The sequence below is a fragment of the Ruegeria spongiae genome, from assembly GCF_023502395.1.
GTDB lineage: Bacteria > Pseudomonadota > Alphaproteobacteria > Rhodobacterales > Rhodobacteraceae > Ruegeria_C > Ruegeria_C spongiae.
Genome location: NZ_JAMFMB010000002.1, coordinates 156,719 through 180,522, shown reverse-complemented (window position 1 = coordinate 180,522; position 23,804 = coordinate 156,719). Strand labels below are relative to the sequence as shown.

General features: G+C 62.8%; 25 protein-coding genes. 11 read left to right on the top strand and 14 right to left on the bottom strand.

The window, feature by feature from the left end; translation table 11 throughout:
* Positions 1-8: 8 nt before the first annotated feature.
* Genes M3P21_RS02760 through M3P21_RS02750 form a run of 3 tightly spaced genes read right to left on the bottom strand, consistent with a single transcriptional unit; the run spans position 9 to position 1,587 of the window.
* On the bottom strand, positions 9-389 hold the full coding sequence (locus M3P21_RS02760; RefSeq protein WP_249706605.1) for a GFA family protein: 381 nt from the start codon (positions 387-389) through the stop codon (positions 9-11).
* Positions 390-393: 4 nt separating this feature from the next.
* Complete coding sequence (locus M3P21_RS02755) at positions 394-1,017, bottom strand: LysE family translocator (RefSeq protein ID WP_249706603.1); 624 nt, start codon at positions 1,015-1,017, stop codon at positions 394-396.
* Positions 1,018-1,587 carry a helix-turn-helix domain-containing protein gene (locus tag M3P21_RS02750; protein WP_249706601.1) on the bottom strand — a complete coding sequence of 190 codons (570 nt, stop codon included), beginning with the start codon at positions 1,585-1,587 and terminating at the stop codon, positions 1,018-1,020.
* A gap of 118 nt (positions 1,588-1,705) precedes the next feature.
* Between M3P21_RS02750 and M3P21_RS02745 the strand changes: the two genes are divergently transcribed.
* Positions 1,706-1,978, top strand: coding sequence for a DUF1294 domain-containing protein (locus tag M3P21_RS02745; RefSeq protein ID WP_249706600.1), 273 nt, complete (start codon positions 1,706-1,708; stop codon positions 1,976-1,978).
* Between the two features lie 7 nt (positions 1,979-1,985).
* On the opposite strand, the gene M3P21_RS02740 is transcribed toward M3P21_RS02745, so the two are convergent.
* Positions 1,986-2,477: a DUF2306 domain-containing protein gene (locus M3P21_RS02740; protein ID WP_249706599.1), complete on the bottom strand. Its 492-nt coding sequence runs from the start codon at positions 2,475-2,477 to the stop codon at positions 1,986-1,988.
* A gap of 70 nt (positions 2,478-2,547) precedes the next feature.
* Here M3P21_RS02740 and M3P21_RS02735 point away from each other — a divergent pair, with 70 nt between their 5' ends.
* Positions 2,548-3,342: a LytTR family DNA-binding domain-containing protein gene (locus M3P21_RS02735; protein ID WP_249706598.1), complete on the top strand. Its 795-nt coding sequence runs from the start codon at positions 2,548-2,550 to the stop codon at positions 3,340-3,342.
* A 13-nt stretch (positions 3,343-3,355) separates the two neighbouring features.
* Here the strand turns inward: M3P21_RS02735 and msrC are convergent, their stop codons facing one another.
* From msrC to M3P21_RS02720, 3 genes are all read right to left on the bottom strand, one after another.
* The gene (gene msrC / locus M3P21_RS02730; RefSeq protein WP_249706597.1) at positions 3,356-3,811 is read right to left on the bottom strand and encodes a free L-methionine (R)-S-oxide reductase MsrC; all 456 of its coding nucleotides are present in this window, start codon (positions 3,809-3,811) and stop codon (positions 3,356-3,358) included.
* Between the two features lie 27 nt (positions 3,812-3,838).
* The gene (locus M3P21_RS02725; RefSeq protein ID WP_249706596.1) at positions 3,839-4,879 is read right to left on the bottom strand and encodes an alpha/beta hydrolase; all 1,041 of its coding nucleotides are present in this window, start codon (positions 4,877-4,879) and stop codon (positions 3,839-3,841) included.
* Between the two features lie 87 nt (positions 4,880-4,966).
* Positions 4,967-6,139 carry an acetyl-CoA C-acyltransferase gene (locus M3P21_RS02720; RefSeq protein ID WP_249706595.1) on the bottom strand — a complete coding sequence of 391 codons (1,173 nt, stop codon included), beginning with the start codon at positions 6,137-6,139 and terminating at the stop codon, positions 4,967-4,969.
* Between the two features lie 99 nt (positions 6,140-6,238).
* Between M3P21_RS02720 and M3P21_RS02715 the strand changes: the two genes are divergently transcribed.
* From M3P21_RS02715 to M3P21_RS02685, 7 genes are all read left to right on the top strand, one after another.
* Positions 6,239-6,577, top strand: coding sequence for an STAS domain-containing protein (locus M3P21_RS02715; RefSeq protein WP_249706594.1), 339 nt, complete (start codon positions 6,239-6,241; stop codon positions 6,575-6,577).
* A 9-nt stretch (positions 6,578-6,586) separates the two neighbouring features.
* Complete coding sequence (locus tag M3P21_RS02710; protein ID WP_249706593.1) at positions 6,587-7,045, top strand: ATP-binding protein; 459 nt, start codon at positions 6,587-6,589, stop codon at positions 7,043-7,045.
* Positions 7,046-7,412: 367 nt separating this feature from the next.
* On the top strand, positions 7,413-8,996 hold the full coding sequence (locus tag M3P21_RS02705) for an ABC transporter substrate-binding protein (protein WP_249706591.1): 1,584 nt from the start codon (positions 7,413-7,415) through the stop codon (positions 8,994-8,996).
* 58 nt (positions 8,997-9,054) lie between these two features.
* On the top strand, positions 9,055-10,032 hold the full coding sequence (locus M3P21_RS02700) for an ABC transporter permease (RefSeq protein WP_249706589.1): 978 nt from the start codon (positions 9,055-9,057) through the stop codon (positions 10,030-10,032).
* The gene (locus M3P21_RS02695; protein ID WP_249706588.1) at positions 10,029-10,946 is read left to right on the top strand and encodes an ABC transporter permease; all 918 of its coding nucleotides are present in this window, start codon (positions 10,029-10,031) and stop codon (positions 10,944-10,946) included. Before M3P21_RS02700 ends, M3P21_RS02695 begins: the two co-directional genes overlap by 4 nt.
* The gene (locus tag M3P21_RS02690) at positions 10,943-11,917 is read left to right on the top strand and encodes an ABC transporter ATP-binding protein (protein WP_249706587.1); all 975 of its coding nucleotides are present in this window, start codon (positions 10,943-10,945) and stop codon (positions 11,915-11,917) included. The genes M3P21_RS02695 and M3P21_RS02690 overlap by 4 nt, the downstream gene beginning before the upstream one ends.
* Positions 11,914-12,912, top strand: a complete 999-nt coding sequence (locus M3P21_RS02685; protein ID WP_249706586.1) for an ABC transporter ATP-binding protein — start codon at positions 11,914-11,916, stop codon at positions 12,910-12,912. Before M3P21_RS02690 ends, M3P21_RS02685 begins: the two co-directional genes overlap by 4 nt.
* A gap of 4 nt (positions 12,913-12,916) precedes the next feature.
* Here M3P21_RS02685 and xylA read toward each other — a convergent pair whose 3' ends face one another.
* The 4 genes from xylA to xylF all read right to left on the bottom strand — a co-directional run bounded on the left by xylA (position 12,917) and on the right by xylF (position 17,462).
* Positions 12,917-14,224, bottom strand: coding sequence for a xylose isomerase (xylA, locus tag M3P21_RS02680; RefSeq protein ID WP_249706585.1), 1,308 nt, complete (start codon positions 14,222-14,224; stop codon positions 12,917-12,919).
* A gap of 33 nt (positions 14,225-14,257) precedes the next feature.
* Positions 14,258-15,037: an ATP-binding cassette domain-containing protein gene (locus tag M3P21_RS02675; RefSeq protein ID WP_249706584.1), complete on the bottom strand. Its 780-nt coding sequence runs from the start codon at positions 15,035-15,037 to the stop codon at positions 14,258-14,260.
* Positions 15,037-16,335 carry a sugar ABC transporter permease gene (locus tag M3P21_RS02670; RefSeq protein WP_249706583.1) on the bottom strand — a complete coding sequence of 433 codons (1,299 nt, stop codon included), beginning with the start codon at positions 16,333-16,335 and terminating at the stop codon, positions 15,037-15,039. The genes M3P21_RS02675 and M3P21_RS02670 overlap by 1 nt, the downstream gene beginning before the upstream one ends.
* Before the next feature lie 110 nt (positions 16,336-16,445).
* Positions 16,446-17,462, bottom strand: coding sequence for a D-xylose ABC transporter substrate-binding protein (gene xylF, locus M3P21_RS02665; RefSeq protein WP_249706582.1), 1,017 nt, complete (start codon positions 17,460-17,462; stop codon positions 16,446-16,448).
* A 170-nt stretch (positions 17,463-17,632) separates the two neighbouring features.
* Here xylF and M3P21_RS02660 point away from each other — a divergent pair, with 170 nt between their 5' ends.
* Entirely contained in the window at positions 17,633-18,856 is a 1,224-nt protein-coding gene (locus M3P21_RS02660) for an ROK family transcriptional regulator (protein WP_249706581.1), read from the top strand.
* Entirely contained in the window at positions 18,843-20,366 is a 1,524-nt protein-coding gene (locus tag M3P21_RS02655; protein WP_249706580.1) for a CRTAC1 family protein, read from the top strand. Before M3P21_RS02660 ends, M3P21_RS02655 begins: the two co-directional genes overlap by 14 nt.
* Here the strand turns inward: M3P21_RS02655 and M3P21_RS02650 are convergent.
* The 3 genes from M3P21_RS02650 to M3P21_RS02640 all read right to left on the bottom strand — a co-directional run bounded on the left by M3P21_RS02650 (position 20,363) and on the right by M3P21_RS02640 (position 23,781).
* On the bottom strand, positions 20,363-21,661 hold the full coding sequence (locus tag M3P21_RS02650) for a cytochrome-c peroxidase (protein ID WP_249706578.1): 1,299 nt from the start codon (positions 21,659-21,661) through the stop codon (positions 20,363-20,365). The genes M3P21_RS02655 and M3P21_RS02650 overlap by 4 nt on opposite strands.
* Before the next feature lie 8 nt (positions 21,662-21,669).
* On the bottom strand, positions 21,670-23,124 hold the full coding sequence (gene xylB, locus M3P21_RS02645) for a xylulokinase (protein WP_249706576.1): 1,455 nt from the start codon (positions 23,122-23,124) through the stop codon (positions 21,670-21,672).
* A 78-nt stretch (positions 23,125-23,202) separates the two neighbouring features.
* Positions 23,203-23,781 carry a DUF1285 domain-containing protein gene (locus M3P21_RS02640; protein ID WP_249706575.1) on the bottom strand — a complete coding sequence of 193 codons (579 nt, stop codon included), beginning with the start codon at positions 23,779-23,781 and terminating at the stop codon, positions 23,203-23,205.
* Positions 23,782-23,804 lie beyond the last annotated feature (23 nt).

The window sequence follows — 23,804 nt, the reverse complement described above, 5'->3', positions numbered from 1 at the left end:
GTTCCCATTTACTGTGCCCGTTGGGGCAGCTCGTCCTTGATGTCATAATAGTCGCCCTTGTCCGCCACGAAGATGTGGCGGCTCAGGGCCAGTCCGGTGGGCGTGTCGAACGCCGCCATGGAGATCGAGATCGTGTCCTCGTCATTGTGCTGCCAGAAGAGGAACGACCCGCACTGCCTGCAAAACCCGCGTTTCGCGGTATCAGACGCGCGGAACCAGCCAAGCGTATGGCTGGCGACAACGCTCAGATTGTCCTGATGGGTCTCGGTCGAGGCCCAGTGATGGCCCGACTGCTTGCGGCATTGTCCGCAGTGGCAGGCAGAGGGCGGCGCGAGCGCTCCGTCGACGGTGAATGCGACCTGGCCGCACAGACATGATCCTTTGTGCATGGCGCTACCCTCGTGTTGCGGGCGTGCTGCTGGTGCCCAGCAAAAGCCCGTAGATGATGAAGCAACCGGCCATGACCCGGCGCACCCGGATGTTGAACACCGCCCCCATCGCCGCCCGGCCCATGATGGCCCCCAGCAAGGTGAAACCGGTGTAGCTGAGCGTGGTGATGACCAGCGCGGTGGGCATGATGACCCCCATCTGCTGCCAGATCGGCACCTCGGGCTGCACAAACTGGGAAAACGCCGCAAGATAACCCGCAACGCTTTTGGGGTTGATCGTGGCGATGGCCAGCGCATGCAGATAGACATGGCGCGCGGGCCGTTCCGTTGCGGGCACCGGCCGGGAGGCATTCATCCAGCCCCGGATGCCGAGCCAGATCAGAAATCCGGCCCCGATCAGCTTGGCGACAAGGAAGCCGGTAGGAGAGGTGGCGATCAGCGCGGTGACGCCCAGCGCCGACAGGATCAGGAACGCGCTGGCCTGCGTCAGGATCGCCAGCACACCGATCATCGCTTTCGGCAAAGGCAGGCTCATCCCGTTCGAGATGCAGTTGACCGCATTCGGTCCCGGCGTCGTCACGAAGACCATCCAGAACAGCGCGAATATGGCCCAGGCCTCGACGCTCATTCAATACACCGGCGGGGCGATGACCCAGACGGCCACGGCAGGCGTGTCATAGGGGTTGGCCCAGTGATAGGTCTCCTGCTTGATCCGGAAACTGTCGCCCGGACCTACGGTGAAGGTCTGCGTCCCAATGGTCAGATCCAGACGCCCCGAGACCATATAGCCCATCTCTTGTGTCGGTCGGCTGGCGGGTTTCTGCATCCGCGAGCGGGGCTGGAACGTGGAATGCACCATCTCGAAGTCATCGGTCAGATCGGGCGAGAGCAGCTCTTCGATCAGCCCTTCTTCGCCCGAACCCATCGGCCTGCGCGACCCGGCGCGCACGACAAAGCCCTGTTCGTCGGCAGGTGCGGCGGAATGGGCAAAGAGCATGGACATCGGCACGCCCAGGCATTCAGCGATCTGGCGCAGATCGGAAATGGTCGGCTCAGACATGTCGCGTTCAACCTGGCTGAGCCAGCCGACAGACCGGTCAAGCTTGGTGGCAATGTCGGACAGCGTCAGACCACGCGCCTTGCGCAAGGCGCGGATGTCGACCCCCAATGTCGCTCGCTGCGGGGCCTGATCGTTCACGTGTCCCTCCGTCAACTTCGTGAAATTTTTGCTCTGTTTTTCATGTAGCGCTGATTCCGTGAAATTACCAAGCGTTTTTTCATTGCACTCGGATTTTCGCTGACGGTATCACCCGATCATGTGGAATGTGGTGTTTTTCCTGTGGGCCATAAACGGTCTGACAATCGCGCTGTTTGGCTGGGACAAGCTCTGTGCCCGGCGCAGGCGGCTGCGCGTGCCCGAACGCAGATTGCTCTGGTGTGCGGCCCTGGGCGGTAGCCCGGCGGCCCTGCTGAGTCGCTGGATCTTCCACCACAAAACCCGCAAGCAGCCGTTTTCGCGCTGGTTGTGGGGGATCGTGATGTGTCAGGCGGGGATTGGCGCCCTTGCCCTGTCCAACGGTCTGATCTGACTCGCACTCAGACCGACAGCCACCCACCCCGCCGCGCAGACCACCAGCGTGCGGCCAACAGCATGAGGCCTGCCGCCATGACCCAATAGCCGGTTTCGGGGTGGCTGCCAAAGAGGGCATCGTTCAACCGGCGGCCCGGCGTCAACGTCAGAAGCCCCGCAAGGCCGATCCCCCACCAGTAGATGCTCTGCATGGTGGCCTTATGGGCGGTGAACCGTGCAGCGCGCGCATCGCGCAGACCCGTGATCAGCCCCTGCAAAACGAAGATCGAGATCAGGTGGATGGGTCCGAACGGGCCGATGACCTTCCAGCCGGAAATGAAGAACGATAACAGCGCCATCACCGCCATCGCGCTGATCCAGGCATAGCCCGTGCATTTGTGCAGCAGGTCACGTTTGCTGCGATAGATCGCAATCGGCCCCAGCAGTGTCGCCGGTATCGCGGCGAGAACGTGAAGCTGGATCGCAATCGGGGCATTCAGGATCGGGTCTAGTGTCACCGCAGGGTCTTTCGCGTTGGTTGAAACGCGACTACTCTGATCGATACCCGGCCACATGCGACAAGGTCAGATGCGCCAGATACGAGACAATTGCGCCAATTCTACCCGAGCGGCATTCGCGCTGCGCGAGCTGCAGCAGCATCTGAAACACCCGACCACGGCAACGATCCTGTGCGGGGTGGCACTCGTTCTGGCGATCATCGACGCGTTTGGACTGAAGGACGTGATGAGCGTCGCGCCGCGTCTGATCTACATGCTTGTCATGGTCTGGGTGACCTATGCGATCGGGTTCCTTGTGGCACAGACAATCGGCACCCGGCTTTCGAACAGCCGGATCAGGGGCCTCACCGGTTGGCTGGTGCAGGGCGCGGTCGCTGGTGTTTTCATTCTCGCCGCAGTGCTTGGCCTCAACCTGTTGGCCTTTGGGTCGGTCCCATCAAGCAACTTGGCGTCTTTTGCGCTAAGCGTGATCGGAGCCGCGATGGTCATTACGGTGACGCTGCAACGCATTCACCATCTTGGATCGGAACCGGACCGGGCACCCGCGATCCTGGATCGCCTGTCCTTTGACAAGCGCGGCAGACTGCTGGCCCTCTCCGCCGAAGATCACTACACCAATGTGCGCACCAGCAAGGGGCAGGAACTGATCCTGATACGCTTTTCGGACGCTGTGAAAGAGGCCGCCCCGGTCGAGGGCTACCGGGTTCACCGTTCGCACTGGGTATCGCGCAGCGGCATCGCAACCGTGCGCCACAGCAAGGGTCGGGCCATCGTGACGCTGACCGATGGCACCGAAATCCCGGTCAGCCGCAGTTACCTGCCCCTATTGAAGACGGCGGGCCTGCTGCCGGGACACCGTATCTAACCATGCGAAGCCGTCACGGACGGCCAAAAACCCCGGACAGGATTTGCGACAGCGCCTCTGCATCCGTTTCGCTGAAGGCCTCGGGCTGATCGCTGTCGATATCGAATACCGCGATGATCTCGCCCGCCGTGTTGCGCACCGGCAAAACCAGTTCCGACCGGGTCGAACTGGCGCAGGCGATGTGACCGTCGAACGCGTCGACATCGGCGACAAGCTGCACCTCGCCAGTCCGGGCTGCCGCGCCGCAGACGCCGCGCGCGAAGGGGATGGCAAGACAGCCATGCCCACCCTGATAAGGGCCGATCTTGAGCAATTCGGGCTCGGTCACGCGGTAGAACCCGGTCCAGTCGAACCGATCATCGGAATGATGCACTTCGCAGGCAATTGTCGCCATCAGCGCGACCGTGTCGCTTTCGCCCTCGGTCAGGGCGGCGATGGTCTGGGCCAGGGTTGCATAATCCACGCGCATGATCCGGTGTCCCTTGTCGCGCGGCGCTCAGCCTTTCAGCACGCGCCGCAGCCAATCGGCGGTTTTGTCCACCGCGTCGTTGCCCTGCGGGATCACCTTGGTCAAGGACATAAAGGCATGGATCTGACCGGGATAATTCAACAACTCAACCTTGACCCCGTTTTCGGTCAGTTTGGCCGCATAGATCTGCGCGTCATCCCAAAGCGGGTCATGCCCACCGGCGATGATCAACGCCTCGGGTTGGCTGGCAAGCGTTTCGGAAAAGGTCGGCGAAACGCGCGGGTCCAACCGGTCCTGTTCCTCGGGCAGGTAGAGGTTAATGTACCAGTCGATCCGCGTGGCGGGCAGCAGCGGCTGGTCCCGCAAATCCCGAATCGAGGGCGTCTCCAACCGTGCATCCAGGCCGGGATAGATCAGCATCTGCGCGCGGGGCAGTGCGATGCCGGCCGTAACCAGATCATGCATCAGGCTGGCAGTCAGATTGCCACCCGCACTGTCGCCGCCAACCACAAGCTGCTCGGGTGCGACGCTAAGGTCCGTATCGCCAGCAATCAGCGCGCGGTAGGCGGCCAAAACATCGTCAGGGGCCGCCGGAAAGCGGTCTTCGGGCGCGAGGCGATACTCATAAGAGATCACGCGCACCCCCGCTTGACGTGCCAATGCGCCGCACAGACCGTCATGGGTGTCGATCCCACCCTGTATCCAGCCACCGCCATGCAGGTAGAACAGTGTGGGCTGCGAAGCATTCACATCACCTCCCGCGGGAACATAAACCCGCGCTGGCCGGTCGCCCGCAGCACCCGGCAGCAGGATGTCGGATGTCGCAACACCCACGGGACAGGGCTTGCCAAGTTTTTCGGCCATCGCCGCAAGTTGGCGTCGGCTTTCCTCGACCGGCGGCAGTTCATCGGGGTCGCGCAGCAGCGCCACAAGATCACCCACCGCCTGCGCTTTGGCGTCAATCACGCGGCCTGCAACCGTCGCGCGCCGACCGGTATAGATCAGCGCCACCAGTGGTTCGGGCATCAGCAGTTTGATGAACCCGAACAAGATTCTCACCTTACGCATATCGCATAATCTCCCTGCCTCGGCGGCAGGCTGCGACAATCGACTACCCAGCGACAAGTGCTACGCGGCGTCACGATGCGTGCGGGCCTAGATACGCTCGATCGCGATGGCGGTTCCTTCGCCACCGCCGATGCAGATCGCGGCAATCCCGCGCTGCAGGCCGCGTGTTTCCAGCGCGTTCAGCAGCGTGACGATGATTCGCGCCCCCGAGGCGCCGATCGGGTGACCCAGCGCACAGGCGCCGCCATTCACGTTCACCTTGTCGCGAGACAGCCCCATTTCGCGCATGAAGGCCATGGGCACCACGGCAAAAGCCTCGTTTACCTCCCACAGATCGACGTCTTCCGTGCTCCAGCCCAGACGGTCGAGCAGCGTCTGCGCCGCCGGAACAGGCGCGGTTGTGAACCAGCCCGGTGCCTGCGCATGGCTCGCATGGCCCAGCACCCGCGCACGGGGCTTCAGACCGTTTGCCACAGCGGCTTCGGCAGAGGTCAGCACCAGTGCTGCGGCCCCGTCCGAGATCGAGGAGGCATTTGCCGCCGTCACCGTCCCCTCGGGGCGGAAGGCCGGTTTCAGGGTCGGGATCTTGTCGGGACGTGCGGTTTTGGGCTGTTCGTCATCGGCGATGACGGCCTCGCCCTTGCGGGTTCTGACGGTCACTGCCGCGATCTCGGCGTCGAATGCCCCGCTTTCCTGCGCCGACAGCGCGTTGGACAGCGACTGCAGCGCATAGTCGTCCTGCGCTTCGCGGGTGAACTGATATTTCTCGGCACAATCCTCGGCGAATGTGCCCATCAGTCGACCTTTGTCATAGGCGTCCTCGAGCCCGTCGAGGAACATGTGGTCGATCACCTGACCGTGGCCGATCCGTGCGCCGCCCCGCATCTTGGGCAGCAGGTATGGCGCGTTGGTCATGCTCTCCATCCCCCCCGCGATCATGGTATCGGCATGGCCCAGTGCAATCTGGTCATAGGCCATCATCGCGGCCTTCATGCCCGAGCCGCACATCTTGTTGAGCGTGGTGGCGGGCACCTCTTCGCCCAGACCGGCGGCAAATCCCGCCTGTCGCGCCGGGGCCTGGCCCTGACCGGCGGGCAGAACGCAACCCATCAGCACCTCGTCAACCGAGGCCAGCCCCGCGCCGTCAAGGGCCGCGCGGATGGCGACACCGCCCAGCGCGGCGGCGGTCATCGGTTCGAACGCACCCTGAAACCCGCCCATGGGCGTACGGGCCGCCCCTGCTATCACCACCTCTTTCATGGCATTCCTCCAAATTTGTCGTAACTTGAATACCGAATGGTAAGAATTGGCGTCTAGCGTATTTCTACCTATCGCACTCAAAACGGGAGTTTTTCGGATATGAGCCTGAGCAGCACCGTGGCCGGTGATGCGCGCATCATCACGGTCGGCACCGACCGGATCGACGCCGCAATGGCGATCCAGTTCAAGGAAGACATGCGCACCCAGACCGCCGACGCCACCGGGCGCGTCATTCTTGACCTGTCAGAGGTCGAGTTCATCGATTCCAGCGGCTTGGGTGCAATCGTGGCGTCGATGAAGCAACTTGGCGAGGGGCGAAAGCTAGACCTGGCCGGGCTGACCCCGATCGTCGAGAAAGTCTTTCGCCTGACCCGGATGGACACGATCTTCGATCTGTTTCCCACCCTCGACGCGGCGCTGTCGGCGGACAGACGGTGAGACGGGCGGGTGGAACCGGACCGCACCTCTGATCGATTGCGCCTGAGCGTGATCGCGACACCGCTGGCCGCGCGTCAGGCGGTGATCGACATATGCAGCCATGTCGCGAAACCGGGCGTGGCGCCCGCGCGGATGGAGGATATCCGCATTGTGCTTGCAGAGGTGCTCAACAATATTGTCGAGCATGCCTATAGCCCCCGCGCACCGGGCCGTATCCGGGTCAGCGTCACCGCAACACCCGAGGCGGTCGAGGTTGAATTATCCGACTTTGGTACACCGCTACCGACGCGGAACCTGTCTGCCCGCACCCTGCCGCCGCCCAACCCCGACGACCTTCCCGAAGGCGGGTTCGGCTGGCACCTGATCCGAACGCTTGCAGATCAAGTCGCGTATGAAAGACGCGCTGGCTGCAACCACCTGAGCCTGCGCTTCGACCTGCCCGAACACAACGCCAGCGTGTCACAATAAAGTCCCATTCGTTCCGCAGTCCCGCCGCAAACGCAGGCGATACAATTCCTGTAGCTGCATAAAGCTTCCCTCGGCGCCGCGTGTAACAGCCCCCACCCTGAACGCAGCGCCGAGGAACGTTTCCCCCACATACCCCTGATTGCATGCACCCGGCGCCATAAGCGGTGCGGCCCCCGATTACACATGATTGACTCCACCAGCGTGGGTCCGGGCGCGGGCTGTACTCCGCTAGCAAAGCTCAGCGCACACACGCATCCCGGTTTCACCATTGCAATGAGTCACCACTCGGGTAGCATCGCCTGAGTGAAGCGGGGATCGTGTCGGCCACCGGCACAGCACATACCGCACACCCAGGGAGAACGAATTCATGACGAAAGTGACAACGGCACTCGCCGTCGCAACCAGCATAATTGCGCTTGCCGCGACATCCGCATCTGCTGAGAAACTGACCATCGGTCTGGCCTCGGAACCAACCGCGATGGACCCGCATTTCCACAATCTCGGCCCCAACAACGCCATGGCGTTCCACATCTATGACCGGCTGGTCGCGCAGGACGAGAAGCAGAACCTGACCCCCGGACTGGCCGTTTCGTGGCAACCGATCGACGATCTGACATGGGAATTCAAGCTGCGCGAAGGTGTGACCTTCCATGATGGCAGCGACTTCAACGCCGATGACGTGCTCTGCACCATTGCCCGCGCGCCGGATGTGCCGAACTCGCCCTCCAGTTTTGGTGCTTATCTCAAGGGCAAGACCGCCGAAAAGATCGACGACTATACGGTCCATATCAAGACTGCCGAGCCTTATCCGCTGATGGCCAATGACATCTCGACGATCCCGATCGTCTCGGACAGCGCCGGATGCGCCGCCACCACCGAAGAGTTCAACGCAGGCACCGCCGCCGTGGGCACTGGCCCGTTCAAGTTCGGCAACTACAAGCCCGGCGAGAGCATCACAATGCTGCGCAACGACGCCTATTGGGGCGACGCGCCGGCCTGGACCGAAGTGGAATTCCGCCCGATCAAATCCGGCCCCAGCCGGGTTGCCGCGCTTCTGGCGGGCGACGTGGACATGATCGCGGGGGTGCCGACCACCGATATCGCCACGCTCGAGGCCAACGAAGACATCCAGCTCAGCCAGGGAGTATCGAACCGGGTGATCTATCTGCATCTGGATCAGTTCCGCGAGAACTCGCCTTTCGTGAAGGGCAATGACGGGGCAGAAATCAAGAACCCGCTGATGGACCCGAAAGTGCGCACCGCGATATCCAAGGCAATCAACCGCGACGCCATCGTGGATCGGGTGATGGAAGGGGTCGCGCTGCCCGCCGGGCAATTGCTGCCCGATGGATTCTTTGGGGTGTCCGAGAACCTGCAGCCGGTGGCCTATGACCCCGAGGGCGCCAAGGCACTGCTGGCCGAGGCGGGTTATCCGGACGGGTTCCAGCTGACCATTCATGGCCCCAACGACCGCTATATCAACGACGCCAAGATCGCCGAGGCGATCGGGCAGATGCTGACACGGGTCGGGATCAAAACTTCGGTCGAGACGATGCCACGTTCGGTCTATTTCGGACGCGCCTCGAAAGGCAGCCCTGAGGGTCTGCCGGAATTCAGCTTCATCTTGGTTGGCTGGGGCGCGGGCTCGGGCGAGGCCTCGTCCCCGCTGAAGTCGTTGATCCACAGCTATGACAAGGACAAGGGGTTCGGCTCGTCCAACCGTGGCCGCCATTCCAGCGCCGAGATCGACGCGGTGATCGAAGAGGCGCTGCGCACCGTGGATGACGCCAAGCGGCAGGAGCTGCTCGCGCAGGCCACCGAGATGGCGATCGAGAATGTGGCGATCATCCCGACCCATTTCCAGGTCAATACCTGGGCCGCCAAGAAGGGTCTGGAATATATCCCGCGCACCGATGAATACACTTTCGCCACCGGCGTCGTGAAACAGTGACCACACGGGCCGGGCCGCGACCTGTGGCCCGGCCCCTTGACCACCAAGGCGAAATCCCATGACAGTTTTCATCATAAGACGCCTGATGCAGGCCCTTCTTGTGGTGTTTCTGATGTCGGTGATCGTGTTCTTCGGCGTCAACGTCATTGGCGATCCGGTACATATGCTGGTCAGCCCCGACGCCGATCAGGCCGATATCGAGGCGACGATCCGCCGCCTTGGTCTGGACCGGCCCATCTGGGAGCAGTACTTGCTGTTTGTCAGCGGCGCGGCGCAGGGCAATCTGGGCAATTCCTTCATCTTCGGGGAACCGGCGCTCAAGCTGATCCTGCATCATATGCCTGCCACACTGGAACTGGCCTTCAGCGCGCTGTTTCTGGCGGTGGCTGTGGGCGTGCCGCTGGGGCTCTATGCCGGGCTCTACCCGGACAGCCTGCTGTCCAAGGGCATCATGGCGGGGTCGATCCTGGGGTTTTCGTTGCCCACCTTCTGGGTCGGGCTGATGCTGATCATGCTCTTTGCGGTCGAGCTGGGCTGGCTGCCCTCGACCGGACGCGGTGATACCGGGCATATCCTTGGGATCGAGACCAGCCTGGCGACCCGGGACGGGCTGTCGCATGTGCTGCTGCCCGCGATGAACCTGGCGCTGCTGAAAATCTCACTTGCTATTCGACTGACCCGCGCCGGCGTGCGCGAGGCGATGGGCCAGGACTACGTCAAATACGCCCGCGCCAAGGGGCTGTCGACCCGGCGCATCGTCTTTGTGCATGTGCTCAAGAACATCATGATCCCGGTGGTTACAGTGATGGGGCTGGAGTTCGGCAGCCTGATCGGCTTTTCGGTGGTGACGGAATCGATCTTTGCCTGGCCCGGCATGGGAAAGCTGCTGATTGACGCGATCCTGCAGCTCGACCGGCCTGTTGTGGTGGCCTATCTGATGATCATCGTGCTGTTCTTTGTCCTCATCAACCTGATCGTGGACATCCTCTATTCCATCCTCGACCCGAGGGTGCGTCTGCGGGATCAGGGCGCATGAGTGATACGATCGCGCCCGAGACGTCGACCCCGGCCACAAAGGTCGAAACCCCGTTTCGCCGCTTCGCCTCGGAGTTTTTTGAAAGCCGTATCGCGACTGTGGCACTCTGCCTGCTGGGCCTGATCATCGTGCTTGCCGTTCTGGCACCCTGGATCACGCCACAGAACCCCTATGATCTGGCGCAGGTCGATGTGATGGACGGTCGCCTGCCGCCGGGGTCCGAGGCGTTTGCCGGATACACAATGTGGCTGGGATCGGACGGGTCGGGGCGCGATCTCTATTCGGCGATCCTCTACGGGTTGCGTATCTCGCTATCGGTGGGGGTCGCCTCGGGCATCATCGCGCTGACGATCGGCATGGCAATCGGTCTGCTCGCGGCTTATGCGGGCGGGCGCACAGAAAACATCATCATGCGGGTGGTCGATCTGCAACTCTCGTTTCCGGCCGCCCTGGTGGCGCTGATGCTGGTGGCGATCATGGGCAAGGGGGTCGACAAGATCATTCTGGCGCTGGTGGTGGCACAATGGGCCTACTACGCGCGCACCGTGCGCGGCACCGCTCTGGTCGAGCGCAACAAGGAATATGTCGAGGCCGCCCAATGCCTTGGCCTGTCGCGCCTGCGTGTCGTATTCCGCCATATCCTGCCCAATTGCCTGGCACCGCTGATCGTGGTGGGCACGGTGCAGACCGCCCATGCGATCTCGCTTGAGGCGACGCTGTCATTTCTCGGCGTCGGCCTGCCGCAGACAGAGCCGTCGCTGGGCGTGCTGATCGCCAACGGGTTCGAATACATGCTGTCGGGGCGCTATTGGATATCGGTCTTTCCCGGTCTGGCTCTGCTGCTGACCGTGGTGTCGATCAACCTTGTCGGCGACCAGCTGCGCGATGTGCTGAACCCGAGGCTGAAGAAATGAGAGACGTGCTGCAGGTCAGCGCGCTGCGCACCCATTTCTTTACCCATGCCGGGGTGGTCAAGGCCGTCGATGGCGTCGATTTCACCGTGCGCAAGGGCGAGGTGATGGGGCTGGTGGGCGAATCCGGTTCGGGCAAGTCGATCACGGGGTTTTCGATCCTGGGCCTGATCGACCCGCCGGGACGGATCGTTGACGGATCGATCCGCTTCAACGGGGCCGAGATCGCCAACGCCCCGGAACCCGCGTTGCAGAAACTGCGCGGCAACCGGATCGCGATGATCTTTCAGGACCCAATGATGACACTGAACCCGGTCCTGCGCATTGATACCCAGATGATCGAGGCGATCCAGGCGCATGAAAGCGTCCCCCGCCAGACCGCCTGGGAACGCAGCCGCGACGCGCTGGGGCTGGTGGGCATCCCCTCGCCCGAGGAACGGCTGCGGGCCTACCCGCATCAGCTCTCCGGCGGCATGCGGCAACGCGTGGCGATCGCCACGGCCTTCCTCAACCGCCCCGATCTGATCATCGCGGATGAACCGACCACCGCGCTGGACGTCACAATTCAAGCGCAGATCATTCACGAGGCGCAGAAGCTGACCCGCCAGACCGGCACGGCGATGATCTGGATCACCCATGATTTGGCTGTGGTCGCGGGGCTCGCTGATCATATCTCGGTAATGTATGCCGGGCGGATCGTCGAACAGGGCGCGACCGATGACGTAATTGACCGACCGCTGCACCCCTACACGGTGGGCCTGCTGGGCTCGGTCCCATCGGCCAACAAGCGTGGCCAGCGGCTCTATCAGATCGAAGGGATGACGCCGAACATGTTGGCGATGCCGAAAGGATGCGCCTTTGCGCCCCGCTGCCGCGCTGCCACGCCGGACTGCCAAACCGCGCCACCGATCACCGAGGTCGATGGGCGGCGGCTGCGCTGCCATTACCCGCAGGTGCAGGGGGCCGCACCGTGACCGCGCCCTTGCTTGAAATCCGGGGCGTGTCGAAACGGTTCACCAAACGGCTGGACGTGGCGGGCAAAATCGCCCAACACCTCGGCTCGAAGATCAGGGAAGAGACCGTGCATGCGGTCGATGCCGTCGATCTCAGCATCGCGCCGGGCGAGGTGCTGGGGCTTGTGGGTGAATCGGGCTGCGGCAAGTCCACGCTGGGCCGCGTGGTGGCCGGGATACATGGCGCGAGCGATGGTCAGATACTCTATGATGGCACCGATATCGCCGCGCTGACAGGGGCCGAGAAACGCGCCGCAACGCTGGCGATCCAGATGATCTTTCAGGACCCGTTCGCCAGCCTGAACCCAAGGATGCGGGTCGAGGATATCATCGGCGAAGCGCCCCGGGTGCATGGGCTGGTCTCGACCTCGGACACGTCGGATTATGTCGAAGAGGTCATGGGCAAGGTCGGGCTGGACCCATCGCTGAAACGCCGCTACCCGCACCAGTTCTCGGGCGGGCAACGGCAGCGGATCGGCATCGCCCGCGCGCTGGCCGTGAAGCCGAAATTCCTGGTCTGTGACGAGGCAATCGCCGCGCTTGACGTCTCGATCCAGGCGCAGGTCATCAATCTGTTCATGGACCTGCGCCAGAAGCTTGGCCTGACCTATCTGTTCATCAGCCATGACCTGAGCGTGGTCGAGCATATCGCCGACCGGGTGGCACTCATGTATCTGGGCCGCATCGTTGAAAGCGCGCCGACCGAAGAGTTGTTCGCAGCCCCCAAACATCCCTACACCAAGGCGCTCTTGGCCGAGGCCCCGCGTCTGGATCAGCGCAAGCGCGACTTCGCACCGATCGAGGGCGAGATCCCCTCGCCGCTCGACCCGCCGCCCGGCTGCCATTTCAATCCGCGCTGTCCACTGGCGCGTGAGGATTGCCGCGCCAGGCGGCCGATGCTGGAAACCATCTCACCGACCCGCGCGGTCGCCTGTCACCACTGGACCGAAACCTGAGCCCTCAGACGAAGCGGTTGACGTAGTTTTCGAGCATTTCCTGACGGCCCGAGCGGGGTTCGGGATTGATCGCCTCGGCCAGAACACGGTCGGTGATACTGCCCAGATCGCTGCCCAACATCGCCTGCGCCGCTGGCGCAGACCATCCCGCATAGCGTTCGGTCAGTGCCTGTTCCAAACCGCCATCTTCGACCATCGCGGCGGCGGCTTTCAGGCCGCGGGCGCAGATATCCATACCGCCGACATGAGCGGCGATCAGGTCCTGCGGGTCCAGCGACTGACGGCGCAGCTTGGCGTCGAAATTGGTGCCTCCGGTATCGAACCCGCCCGCCTTCAGGATGTGGTAATAGGCCAGCGCCACCTCGGGCGTGTTGTTGGGGAACTGATCGGTGTCCCAGCCAGACTGGTAATCGTTGCGGTTCATGTCGATCGAGCCCAGCATGCCCTCGCTGGCGGCCACAGCGATCTCATGCTCGAAACTGTGCCCGGCTAGAATGGCGTGCCCCTGTTCAAGGTTCAGCTTCACCTCATCTTCCAGCCCGTATTTGCGCAGGAACCCAATGCAGGTGGCCGCGTCATAATCATATTGATGCTTGGAGGGCTCCTGCGGTTTCGGCTCCACCAGAATGGCGCCCTTGAACCCGATCTTGTGCTTGTACTCGACCACCATGTTCAGGAACCGACCCATATGGTCCAGCTCTTGCCCCAGATCGGTATTGAGCAGCGTCTCATAGCCTTCGCGCCCGCCCCAGAGCACATAGTTCTGGCCGCCCAGCTTGTGGGTGGCGTCCATGCAGCTTTTGACCGTGGCCGCGGCGAAGGCAAAGACATCCGGGTCCGGGTTGGTCGCGGCCCCCGACATCCAGCGCCGGTCGCTGAACATATTGGCCGTGCCCCAAAGCAGCCCGGTCCGGCTGGCCTGCATCTTTTCCCCGATATAGTCGGTGATTTCCTCAAGCGTCGCGAGATTGTCGGCGAAATAGCCCTGCTCGGGGCGAATATCGGCGTCATGCCAGCAGAAGAACGGCACATTCAGCAGATCGAACATCTTGAACGCCACATCGGCCTTCAGCTTGGCCCGTCCCATATCGTCCTGCGGATGCCAGGGGCGCACAAAGGTCTGGCCGCCAAAGGGATCGCCGCCCTCCCACGCGAAGCTGTGCCAATAGGCAACGGCAAAGCGCAGGTGATCTTCCATCCGTTTGCCCATGACAAGCTCGTCGGGGTTGTAGTGGCGGAAGGCAAGCGGATTGGTGCTGCCTTCGCCCTCAAAGCTGACCTTCTCAATGCCCTCGAAGAATCCCGTGCTCATCCCGCTGCTCCTGTTGTTATTCCGGAAAGAGGCTCAGGCCGCCTCTTCCCCCGGTTTCTTGCCAAGGATGATCATCGACAACAGGTCGTCATCGGTCACATCGTCGATCTCGACCGTGCCCACCAACTCGCCGTTTTTCATCACGCTGGCCCGGTCGCACAGTTCCATCACCGCATGCACGTCATGGTCGATCAGGAAGATGCCGATCCCGTCCGCCTTGAGCTGCTGGATCAGTTCCGCGACCATCTGCGTCTCATGCGGTCCAAGCGCTGCCGTGGGTTCATCCATGATCAGAACCTTGGCGTTGAAATAGACCGCGCGCGCAATGGCAACCGACTGGCGTTGACCGCCCGACAGCGCCGAGACCGGCTCATTGAACTTTTGGAAGTTCGGATTCAGCCGGCCCATGATCTTGCGGCATTCCGCCTCCATCGCGGAATCATCCACCAGACCAAGCGGCGTCACCAGCTCGCGGCCCAGAAACAGATTCGAGGCAGCATCCAGATTGTCGGCCAGCGCCAGCGTCTGATAGATCGTCTCGATATTCAGCGCACGGGCGTCGCGGGGGTTCTGGATGTCGACCGTCTGGCCGTTCACCCGGATCTCGCCGGTTTCCTTCTGATAGGCGCCCGAGAGCATCTTGATCAGGGTCGACTTTCCGGCACCGTTGTGGCCCAGCAGGCCCACGACCTCACCCGGATAAAGATCGACGCTGACATGATCGACCGCCTTGATACCCCCGAAAGAGATCGAGACATCGTCCATTTCCACAAGGGGCGTTTCGCCCGCGGCGCGTTTTGGATTGCGTGTCATCACTTTGCCCCCACTCGTTTGCGGTAGATGATGTCGATCAGCACTGCCAGAACCAGCACCGTACCGACCACGATGTTCTGGAACGGCGCATCGACGCCGACCATGGCCATGCCCGATTGCAGCGCCTGCATGATCAGAGCACCCAGGATCGCGCCATAGATGGTGCCGAACCCGCCCGACAGCGCGGTGCCGCCGATCACAGCGGCAGCGATGACGCGCAGCTCGTCCAGAGTGCCGATATCGTTGGAGTGGTTGGACAGCCGCGCCGAGGCGATCACCGCCGACAGCGCACAGAGAAAGCCCATCAGAGCGAATATCTTAACTGTGAGACGTCTTGTGTTGATGCCCGACAGCTCTGCCGCATCCGGGTTGCCTCCGGTGGCAAAGATATAGCGGCCAAACCGCGTCCGGCGGGCGATGATGGTCATCACAACCGCAACGGTGATCAGGATCAGCACCGAGACCGGCAGGCCATAGCCCACCTCCAGCCCTTCGGGCATGACCTCGCCCCGCGCCTCGAACATCCGTTCCAGACGGCGTTTGGGGATGTGGTAGGAATTCAGAATCCAGATGAAGCCAAAGATGGCCCCGGCGGTAATCGCGCATAGCGTCGCTTCGGCCCAGGCCGGTTTGACCGGGAAGCCATGCCCCGCCTTGGCCCGCCGTGCGCCCCAAATGCCCCAGATCGCCAGCGCCGCCGCCAGAGCCGCCAACAGCCAGCTTGTCGCCTCGCCCAGCGTACCGTTAGTGCCACCAAAGGTCAGGAAGGTGCTGTCGAGCGGGCCGATGGTTTGCCCGTCGGTCAAGTACCAGGCCACATTGCGCCAGACCAGAAACCCGCCCAGCGTCACGATGAAAGCGGGAATGCTCAGGTAGCCGACCATCCAGCCCTGAAACGCGCCGATCAGCGTGCCCGCAGCCAGCCCGACCAGCAGCGTGATCAGCCAGATCGCCGGATTACCCAGCCCCAAGCCCAGCGTATGCGGCAGAATCTGCGTCTGCGTCACCGCCATGATCGCCGAGGTGGTGGCCAGCAGCGCGCCCACCGACAGGTCGATATGCCGGTTCACGATCACAAAAACCATGCCACAGGCCATGATCGCGACCGAGACCGTCTGGATCGTCAGGTTGAAGATGTTTCTCGGCGTCAGAAACCGACCATCTGTCAGGAAATTGAAACCGATACACAGGATGACGAAAGCGCCAATCATGCCCAACAGCCTCAGGTCCAGTTCCAGTTGCTGGAACAGGTTGCCTTTTTGCCGTTCGGGGATTGGCTGAGACGTTGTGTCTGTCATGTCAGACCTCTTCGTTTCAGCGGTGGTGGGGAGGGGGTGCTGCACCGTGGCGCAGCACCCGGTCGTTCTTGATTAGACGACCTTAGTTACGCGGTTTTAGTTGCACGACCTTAGTTACAAGGTGCCGGGCCGCCCGTCACGCCCTGGCAGAGCGCATCCTGGGTGATCCAGCCGGCATCGACCACGGCGGTCAGATTGTCCTTGGTCACCGGCACCGGGGCCAGGAACTTGGCCGTCATGACGGTTCCGGCTGGCGAGGTCCACTCGCCCGCCCCATCGACATCCGAACCAGACGCGCCACCGGCCATCGCAACGGCTACTTCGCCTGCCGCCTTGCCCAGTTCGCGCGCGTCCTTCCAGACCGACACGGTCTGTGTGCCGTTGGCCACACGGTTCAGCGCGGCGTGGTCGCCATCCTGTCCCGAGACCGGCGTGCCTTCCATGCCCTGCGCGGTCAGCGCCGCAACAGCGCCACCGGCGGTGCCGTCATTCGAGGCAACAACGGCGTCAACCTTGTTGTCATTGGCGGTCAGGATCTGTTCCATGTTGCGCTGCGCATTCGCAGGCAGCCAGCCATCGGTATAGGCCTCGCCCACGATGGTGATCTTGCCACTATCAATCGCCTCTTGCAGGATTTCCTGCTGACCGCCACGCAGGAAATCCGCGTTCGGATCGGTGGGCGAGCCCTTGATCATCACGTAGTTGCCCTCGGGCTGTGCCTCCAGCACCGCGCGGGCCTGCATCCGGCCCACTTCGACATTGTCGAAGGTCAGGTAGAAGGCGCGCGGGTCTTCGATCAGGCGGTCATAGGCGATGACCGGAATGCCTTCATCGGCAGCGGCCTGAACCGCCGGGCCGATGGCCTGCGTGTCCTGCGCCAGAATGATCAGCGCGTCCACGCCCTGTGCGATCAGGCTTTCCACATCCGCCAATTGCTTGCTGGAGGATGATTGCGCATCCGCCGAGACATATTCGGCACCGGCTGCGTCAAGCGCCGCGACAATCGCCGCCTCGTCCGTCTTCCAGCGTTCTTCCTGAAAATTCGACCAGCTTACGCCGACGGTCTGCGCAAATGCCGCTGTGCTCATCAGCATTGTGGCAACAGCAGTGAGTCCGAGTTTTTTCATGGTGTTCCTCCTCCCTGAGAAATTGCGTGCTGATGGTTTGGCCTCAGCATGATTTGTTTTAACATATTTATTTTTTCTGTCAAAATAAATATGATCGGCTTACACAAAAGAACCTGAATCAGCTTGTTCCGCACTGAAACGCGACACAAGCCAAAAGAGGATATGACGCCATGAATGCGCCCAGACCCACCCCTGCGGCAGCCGACCAGCGAGAGGTCAGCCGGTTGAGAATCCTCGAAGAAATCCGCGCGGCCGACCGAATCGCCCGCATCGACATCGCCTCGGCCACCGGTCTCAGCCCAGCCACGGTCACCGCCATCACCGCCGACATGCTGGAAGAAGGGTTGATCGAGGAAATCAGCCAGGAGCCCAGCGCAGCGGCCCCCAAGGCCAAGCGCGGCCGACCCCGCGTCTTGCTCAAACTGAGGGGCGAGGCGCATAGAATCGCGGGCCTCAAGGTCTCGCAGAAAAGCGTCACGGTACTGCTGGTGGACTTCAGCGGGACCGAGATTGCCTTGCATGAACACGATCTGCGCAACGCCCGCATGTCAGGCGAGGACCTGGCCGACGAGATCAGGACCGCCATCGCGGACACCTGCGCGCAGGCGGGCGTGGAAAAATCCAGCCTGTCGGGCATTGCCATCGGCCTGCCCGGTCAGATCGACGCCCCCAAAGGCTTCGTGCATTGGTCGTCATCACTGACCGAACGCAATGTCGAGTTCGGCGCGATCCTGTCCCGGAAACTTTCCAGTCCGGTATTTATCGACAATGACGCCAATCTGGTGGCGATTGCCGAGCAGCTCTTTGGTGACGGTCAGGGCTATCGCGATTTCCTCGTGGTCACCATCGAGCACGGGGTCGGGATGGGGATCGTACTGGACGGCAAGCTCTATCGTGGTGCGCGCGGCTGCGGTGCCGAGTTCGGTCACACCAAGGTTCAAAACGGCGGTGCGCTGTGCCAGTGCGGCCAGCGCGGCTGTCTTGAGGCTTATGTGGGCGATTATGCGCTGCTGCGCGAGGCCAACATCCAGACGCTGGGCGACCGGCCGCGCAGCGTGGCCGACGTTCTTGCCGCCGCGCGCGAAGGCGACCGACTGGCGCAATCGGTGCTGGACCGGGCCGGGCAGATGTTTGCCATGGGGCTGTCGAATCTGATCAACATCTTCGACCCGCAACTGATCGTGTTGTCAGGTGCGCAAATCTCCTTTGACCACCTGTATGAAGAACGCGTGTTGGACAGTGTGAAACGCTCGGTCGTCGAGATCGACGCGCCGCTGCCCGAGATCAAGGTGCATCACTGGGGCGATCTGATGTGGGCCAAGGGGGCCGCCGCCTACGGGATCGAGCAGGTCTCGGCCCGCGCCGCCCGAGAGGTGGTCAATGCAACTGCTTAAGGCGCTGCCGCTTATGTCGCTGGCATTGCCCGGCCATGCTGACCCTCAGGCGCCACTTTTCGAGCCTCGCCCGATCCCGGACCATGTTTATGATGGCGGTTGGGAACATTTCGTGGGCGGCGGCGTGGCTGCATTCGACTGCGATGGCGACGACCTGCCCGATCTTTATGCTGCCGGGGGCGAGAATCCCGCCCAATTGATGCGGAACCTGACCGACGACCCGGGTGCGAGCCTGCGGTTTGAGGAAGACACACCGGACAGCTTGTCGCTCACCGGTGTGACCGGGGCTTATCCGGTCGAGATCGACGGTGACGATGTGCTCGATCTGGCCATCTTGCGGGTCGGGCCTGATCTCTTGCTGCGGGGTCAGGGCGATTGCACGTTCGCGCCCTTCGAGGGGCTGGGGTTCACCTCGGGCGATCACTGGACCACCGGGTTCTCCGCCACCTGGGAGGACGGGCAGAGCCTGCCGACGCTGGCCTTTGGCACCTATGTGGACCGCAGCAATCCCGAGGGTCCGTTCGAGGCCTGCGATGCCACCCTGCTCTATCGCCCCGATGGCGACCGCTATGGCCCGCCGGAACGCCTGGAGCCCGGTTTCTGCGCGTTGTCGATGCTGTTTTCCGATTGGGGCCGCACCGGGCGCGCCGACCTGCGGGTCAGCAATGACCGGCACTATTATGTGCGTGGTGGGCAGGAACAGATGTGGGCGATGGAAGAGGACCCGCGTCTTTATACCGAGGGCGAGGGATGGCAGCCCTACAGCCTCTGGGGCATGGGCATCGCCTCGCGCGATCTGACCGGCGATGGCTTCCCCGAGGTCTACCTGACCTCGATGGGCGACCAGAAATTTCAGAGCTTCGACCCGGTCCCGGGCGGACCCGTCTGGCGTGATGCAACCTATGACCGGGGCACTACGGCGCACCGTCCGCATACGGGCGGCGACGGGCGGCCCTCGACCGGATGGCACGCGGCGTTCGGCGATGTGAACAGCGATGGGCGCGACGATATCTTCGTGGCCAAGGGCAATGTCGAGCAGATGCCGGATGCGGCCATGAAAGATCCCAACACGCTGCTGGTGCAACAGGCTGACGGGCGGTTTGTCGAGATGGCGGCAGAGGCCGGGATCGCCTCGATGGCACGGTCGCGCGGGGCGGCACTGATCGACCTGAACCACGACGGCGCGCTGGATCTTGTGGTGATGAACCGGCGGGCGCCGATGGAACTGTACGAAAGCACCGGCGCGCAGGGCAACTGGCTGCTGGTGGATGTCTCCGGCACCGCACCGAACCGGCAGGCGATTGGCGCGTTTGTCGAACTGCGCAGCGCCCGAGGCGTGCAGACCCGAGAAGTCACCGTGGGTGGCGGCCATGCCAGCGGCAGCGCCGGGCCGCTGCAATTCGGGCTGGGCGCGGATGAAACGGTCGAAATCCGGGTGGTCTGGCCGGACGAGTCAAGCTCGGACTGGCAGAGCGTTGCGGCCAATCAACGTCTGGCGATACGTCCCTAGCGGTCCACCGGCAAGCCGCTGGGTACGATATCAGGCACGCCCAGCCGCTTTGCGTCATCCGTCAACGCACCCAGAAATGCGATCAGGTCAGCTATCTCGTCATCGCTCAGCGCCAGCGGTGCAAGATCATTTGCCGCCGCGATTTTCGCCACCTCCTGCGGGTCGTTCAAGGCGCGCGTATCATCAGCCCCCGCCAAGGCGGGCAACAGGGCAAGTTCCAGCGCATAGCTCTCCAGTGCCTCAACCGGGTCCAGATGGTGCCGGATCACCTGTTCCAGATCGGCATACGCCCCAGTATGCCCGTAAGGCGCGGTCAGCGTGACATTGCGCAATGAAGGCGTGCGGAACGCATAGGCATCCGCCGGGTCGCCGGTGACCCGCATCCGGCCCTCGTCGCGGGTGTGGCTCTCGAAACGCGCCGCCTTGCCGGGGCCGATCTGCGGCATGGCGATGGCGTGAAAGGCGTGGTCGCTCTGGAACCAGCCGGAATGACAGGACGCGCATCCCGCCTCGCCATAAAACAGGTCCAGACCCCGCTGCGCCTTGGGGTCGAGCGCTGCCTCGCCGCGCATGGCACGGTCGAAGGGGCTGTTATCGGCGCGCCATTCAAAGCGGATGAAATCTGCGATCAGGTTCGAGATCAGCGGGAACCCGTCGCTCTCATCCGCGCGCCGTACTGCCTGCAACCGATCAGCATAGGCGGGAATGGCCTGAACGCGGGCAGCAAGCTGATCCCAGGCCCCGCCCTTTTGGCTGAGCATCCCCAGCCGCACCGACCGGCTGATCTCGTTTTCCGAATAATGCCCGGCCATCTCATCGCTCGACAGGACCGGAAACATGCTCTGCGCCGACAGAACCGAGTCGAAACCGGTGGTCATGTCACCGCCAAGGGGCGTGCGGATGCCGTTCGGCTCCGCATCGTCAGCCTCCAACCGTCCGTCATGGAACATCACCGTGAATTCTTCTGCGCCAAGGTTCCACAATGCCGGTGCGTTGCGTGGCAGTCGTTGCTCGGGCAGATTTTCAGGGTCTGGTCGCCGCTCAGGCCCCAATCCGACACCCCCTTCCCCCAGTGACAGCGATACGCCGTCCGACGTCCCGAACCGGGGATGATGACAACTCGCGCAGGAAATATTGCGGTTGCCGGACAGGATCGGGTCGTAAAACAGCAACTGCCCCAGCGCAGCCCGCTCGATATCCGGGTCGGTGAAGACCGGCGGGGGGCCCAGATCGGGCATGTCGGCACCGGCCACGCCAGCGCTTGCCAGCAACAGGGCCGCGGACAGGGATTGCATCAGCCGGGTCATTTGTGGGCCTGACGCAACGCGGGGTAAAGCGTTCGATATGACTGGTATGCCTCGTCATAAAGCGCCGTCAGATCGGCGCGGGGGGCGATGGTTTCCGAAATCTCGGGCGCGGTCATGACCTGATCCGGGTCGGCGCCGCTTTCAGCGCAGATCGCCAGACGGGCCGCGCCCAGAGCGGCCCCGAACTCACCGCCCGCAGGCAATGCCAGCGACAGGCCCAGGGTCGAGGCCAGCGTTTCCAGCCAGAATCGCGACCGTGTACCGCCACCGACCGCAAGCACAGTTTCCAGATTGGCGCCAGTCCTGCGCAGCGCCTCAAGACTGTCGCGCAGGGCAAAGGCGACGCCCTCCATGACCGCGCGGGTCAGGGCGTCGGTACCCATCCCGATATCGAGCCCGACAAAGGCCCCGCGCATATTCGCATCGTTATGCGGTGTGCGCTCGCCCGACAGATACGGCAGGAAGGTTAACGCACCCGGCCCCGAAATCCGGCCCGGCAACGCCCCGGCAAGTGCCTCGGGGCTTTGCCCGACACTGCGCGACAGCCAATTCAGGCAATCGGTGGCCGCAAGGATAACGCCCATCTGGTACCAGCGCCCCGGCACCGCGTGGCAAAACGAATGCACAGCCGTCTCCGGCGCAGGCGCAAAACTGTCGCGTGCGGCCAGCAGCACGCCCGACGTGCCCAGCGAGACAAAGCCGGTACCTTCGGCAAAACACCCCGCCCCGCAGGCCGCAGCCGCATTGTCGCCGCCGCCCCCGGCGACGATCACCGGCCCGGTGATGCCCCATTCGGTGCAAAGCGCCGCGCGAAGCTGGCCTCCGGGCGCGCTGCCCTCGACCAGATCGGGCATCTGTTCGCGCCGCATGTGGCTTGTTTCCAATGCCTGTGCAGACCAGTCGCGCGCGCCGACATCCAGCCAGGTGGTGCCAGCGCTGTCAGACATGTCGCTGATATGGTCACCGGTCAGCCACAGACGCAGGTAATCCTTCGGCAGCAACACCTTGGCCGTCTTCGAGAATACGTCCGGCTCGTGTTCCTCGACCCAGAGCAACTTGGGCGCGGTAAAGCCGGGAAACACGATATTGCCAGAGCTTTCACGGATGCCGGGCCGCGCATCCAGCCAACTCGCCTGATTGGCGGACCTTGTGTCATTCCACAGGATACAGGGCCGCAAAACCGCATCATCCGATCCCAGCAATGTCGCGCCATGCATATGGCCGCTCAACCCGATGCCCCGTAACGCGCCGACTTCCCTTGGATACGCCTCTGAAAGCGCGGCCATGACGGCCTGACAGGCCCTGATCCAATCCGCCGGGTCCTGTTCGGACCAGCCCGATGCCGGATGCGGGTTGGGATAGCTTGCCTCGGCCGAGCCGACGACGCGGCCATCCCCTTCGGTCAACAGCCCGCGCAGCCCGGACGTGCCCAGATCAAGTCCCAGATACACGGCATTCTCCCACTATTATTTTTGCGCCAAAAATAAATCGAGAATGCCGCACCTGTCAACAAATCCCGCGCCTGCCACTCAGGCGTTCAATTCCTCGGACGGGATAATCGGGAAAAACTGGCCGGACGACCAGACGCCGAACCAGCCGTTGGAATGCACACCAAGCTCGACCAGCCGGTAAAAGCTCTTGCGGTCGATCAGAGCCTCAAGATCGGCACGTATGTGGACATAAGGCGACGGCTCACCCGTTTCGGGGTCACGCTCGACCCGAATCGGATGGTCAGACCCGGCAGTGGCGCTGTCCTCGGTTTTGGTAACGAAATCCAGCACCTGATCCGCGCCGCTGCCGGTTGCCTCGAAATCCACCGCGACAAAAGGCGCGTCCTCCACGGTGATGCCGACCTTTTCCACCGGCGTCACCAGGAAATACTTGCCATCCTCTTTCTTGAGCACTGACGAGAACAGCCGCACCAGTTGCGGCCTGCCAATGGGCGTTCCAAGATAAAACCACGTCCCGTCGCGCGCGATACGCATGTCCAGATCACCGCAAAAGGGCGGGTTCCACAAATGCACCGGCGGCAATCCGCGCTTGGCAACGGCCCGGACCGATGCCGCAATGCCATCTGCCGAGGGTGTAACACTCTTTTGTTCACTCATTGTTTTTGCCATTTCCGGTGAGA

Excerpts from the sequence above, each read along its gene's own strand:
- M3P21_RS02760 (WP_249706605.1), bottom strand. The coding sequence starts at position 389 with ATGCACAAAGGATCATGTCTGTGCGGCCAGGTCGCATTCACCGTCGAC.
- M3P21_RS02755 (WP_249706603.1), bottom strand. The coding sequence starts at position 1,017 with ATGAGCGTCGAGGCCTGGGCCATATTCGCGCTGTTCTGGATGGTCTTC.
- M3P21_RS02745 (WP_249706600.1), top strand. The coding sequence starts at position 1,706 with ATGTGGAATGTGGTGTTTTTCCTGTGGGCCATAAACGGTCTGACAATC.
- M3P21_RS02735 (WP_249706598.1), top strand. The coding sequence starts at position 2,548 with ATGCGCCAGATACGAGACAATTGCGCCAATTCTACCCGAGCGGCATTC.
- msrC (WP_249706597.1), bottom strand. The coding sequence starts at position 3,811 with ATGCGCGTGGATTATGCAACCCTGGCCCAGACCATCGCCGCCCTGACC.
- M3P21_RS02725 (WP_249706596.1), bottom strand. The coding sequence starts at position 4,879 with ATGCGTAAGGTGAGAATCTTGTTCGGGTTCATCAAACTGCTGATGCCC.
- M3P21_RS02720 (WP_249706595.1), bottom strand. The coding sequence starts at position 6,139 with ATGAAAGAGGTGGTGATAGCAGGGGCGGCCCGTACGCCCATGGGCGGG.
- M3P21_RS02715 (WP_249706594.1), top strand. The coding sequence starts at position 6,239 with ATGAGCCTGAGCAGCACCGTGGCCGGTGATGCGCGCATCATCACGGTC.
- M3P21_RS02705 (WP_249706591.1), top strand. The coding sequence starts at position 7,413 with ATGACGAAAGTGACAACGGCACTCGCCGTCGCAACCAGCATAATTGCG.
- M3P21_RS02700 (WP_249706589.1), top strand. The coding sequence starts at position 9,055 with ATGACAGTTTTCATCATAAGACGCCTGATGCAGGCCCTTCTTGTGGTG.
- M3P21_RS02695 (WP_249706588.1), top strand. The coding sequence starts at position 10,029 with ATGAGTGATACGATCGCGCCCGAGACGTCGACCCCGGCCACAAAGGTC.
- M3P21_RS02690 (WP_249706587.1), top strand. The coding sequence starts at position 10,943 with ATGAGAGACGTGCTGCAGGTCAGCGCGCTGCGCACCCATTTCTTTACC.
- xylA (WP_249706585.1), bottom strand. The coding sequence starts at position 14,224 with ATGAGCACGGGATTCTTCGAGGGCATTGAGAAGGTCAGCTTTGAGGGC.
- M3P21_RS02675 (WP_249706584.1), bottom strand. The coding sequence starts at position 15,037 with ATGACACGCAATCCAAAACGCGCCGCGGGCGAAACGCCCCTTGTGGAA.
- M3P21_RS02670 (WP_249706583.1), bottom strand. The coding sequence starts at position 16,335 with ATGACAGACACAACGTCTCAGCCAATCCCCGAACGGCAAAAAGGCAAC.
- xylF (WP_249706582.1), bottom strand. The coding sequence starts at position 17,462 with ATGAAAAAACTCGGACTCACTGCTGTTGCCACAATGCTGATGAGCACA.
- M3P21_RS02660 (WP_249706581.1), top strand. The coding sequence starts at position 17,633 with ATGAATGCGCCCAGACCCACCCCTGCGGCAGCCGACCAGCGAGAGGTC.
- M3P21_RS02655 (WP_249706580.1), top strand. The coding sequence starts at position 18,843 with ATGCAACTGCTTAAGGCGCTGCCGCTTATGTCGCTGGCATTGCCCGGC.
- M3P21_RS02650 (WP_249706578.1), bottom strand. The coding sequence starts at position 21,661 with ATGCAATCCCTGTCCGCGGCCCTGTTGCTGGCAAGCGCTGGCGTGGCC.
- M3P21_RS02640 (WP_249706575.1), bottom strand. The coding sequence starts at position 23,781 with ATGAGTGAACAAAAGAGTGTTACACCCTCGGCAGATGGCATTGCGGCA.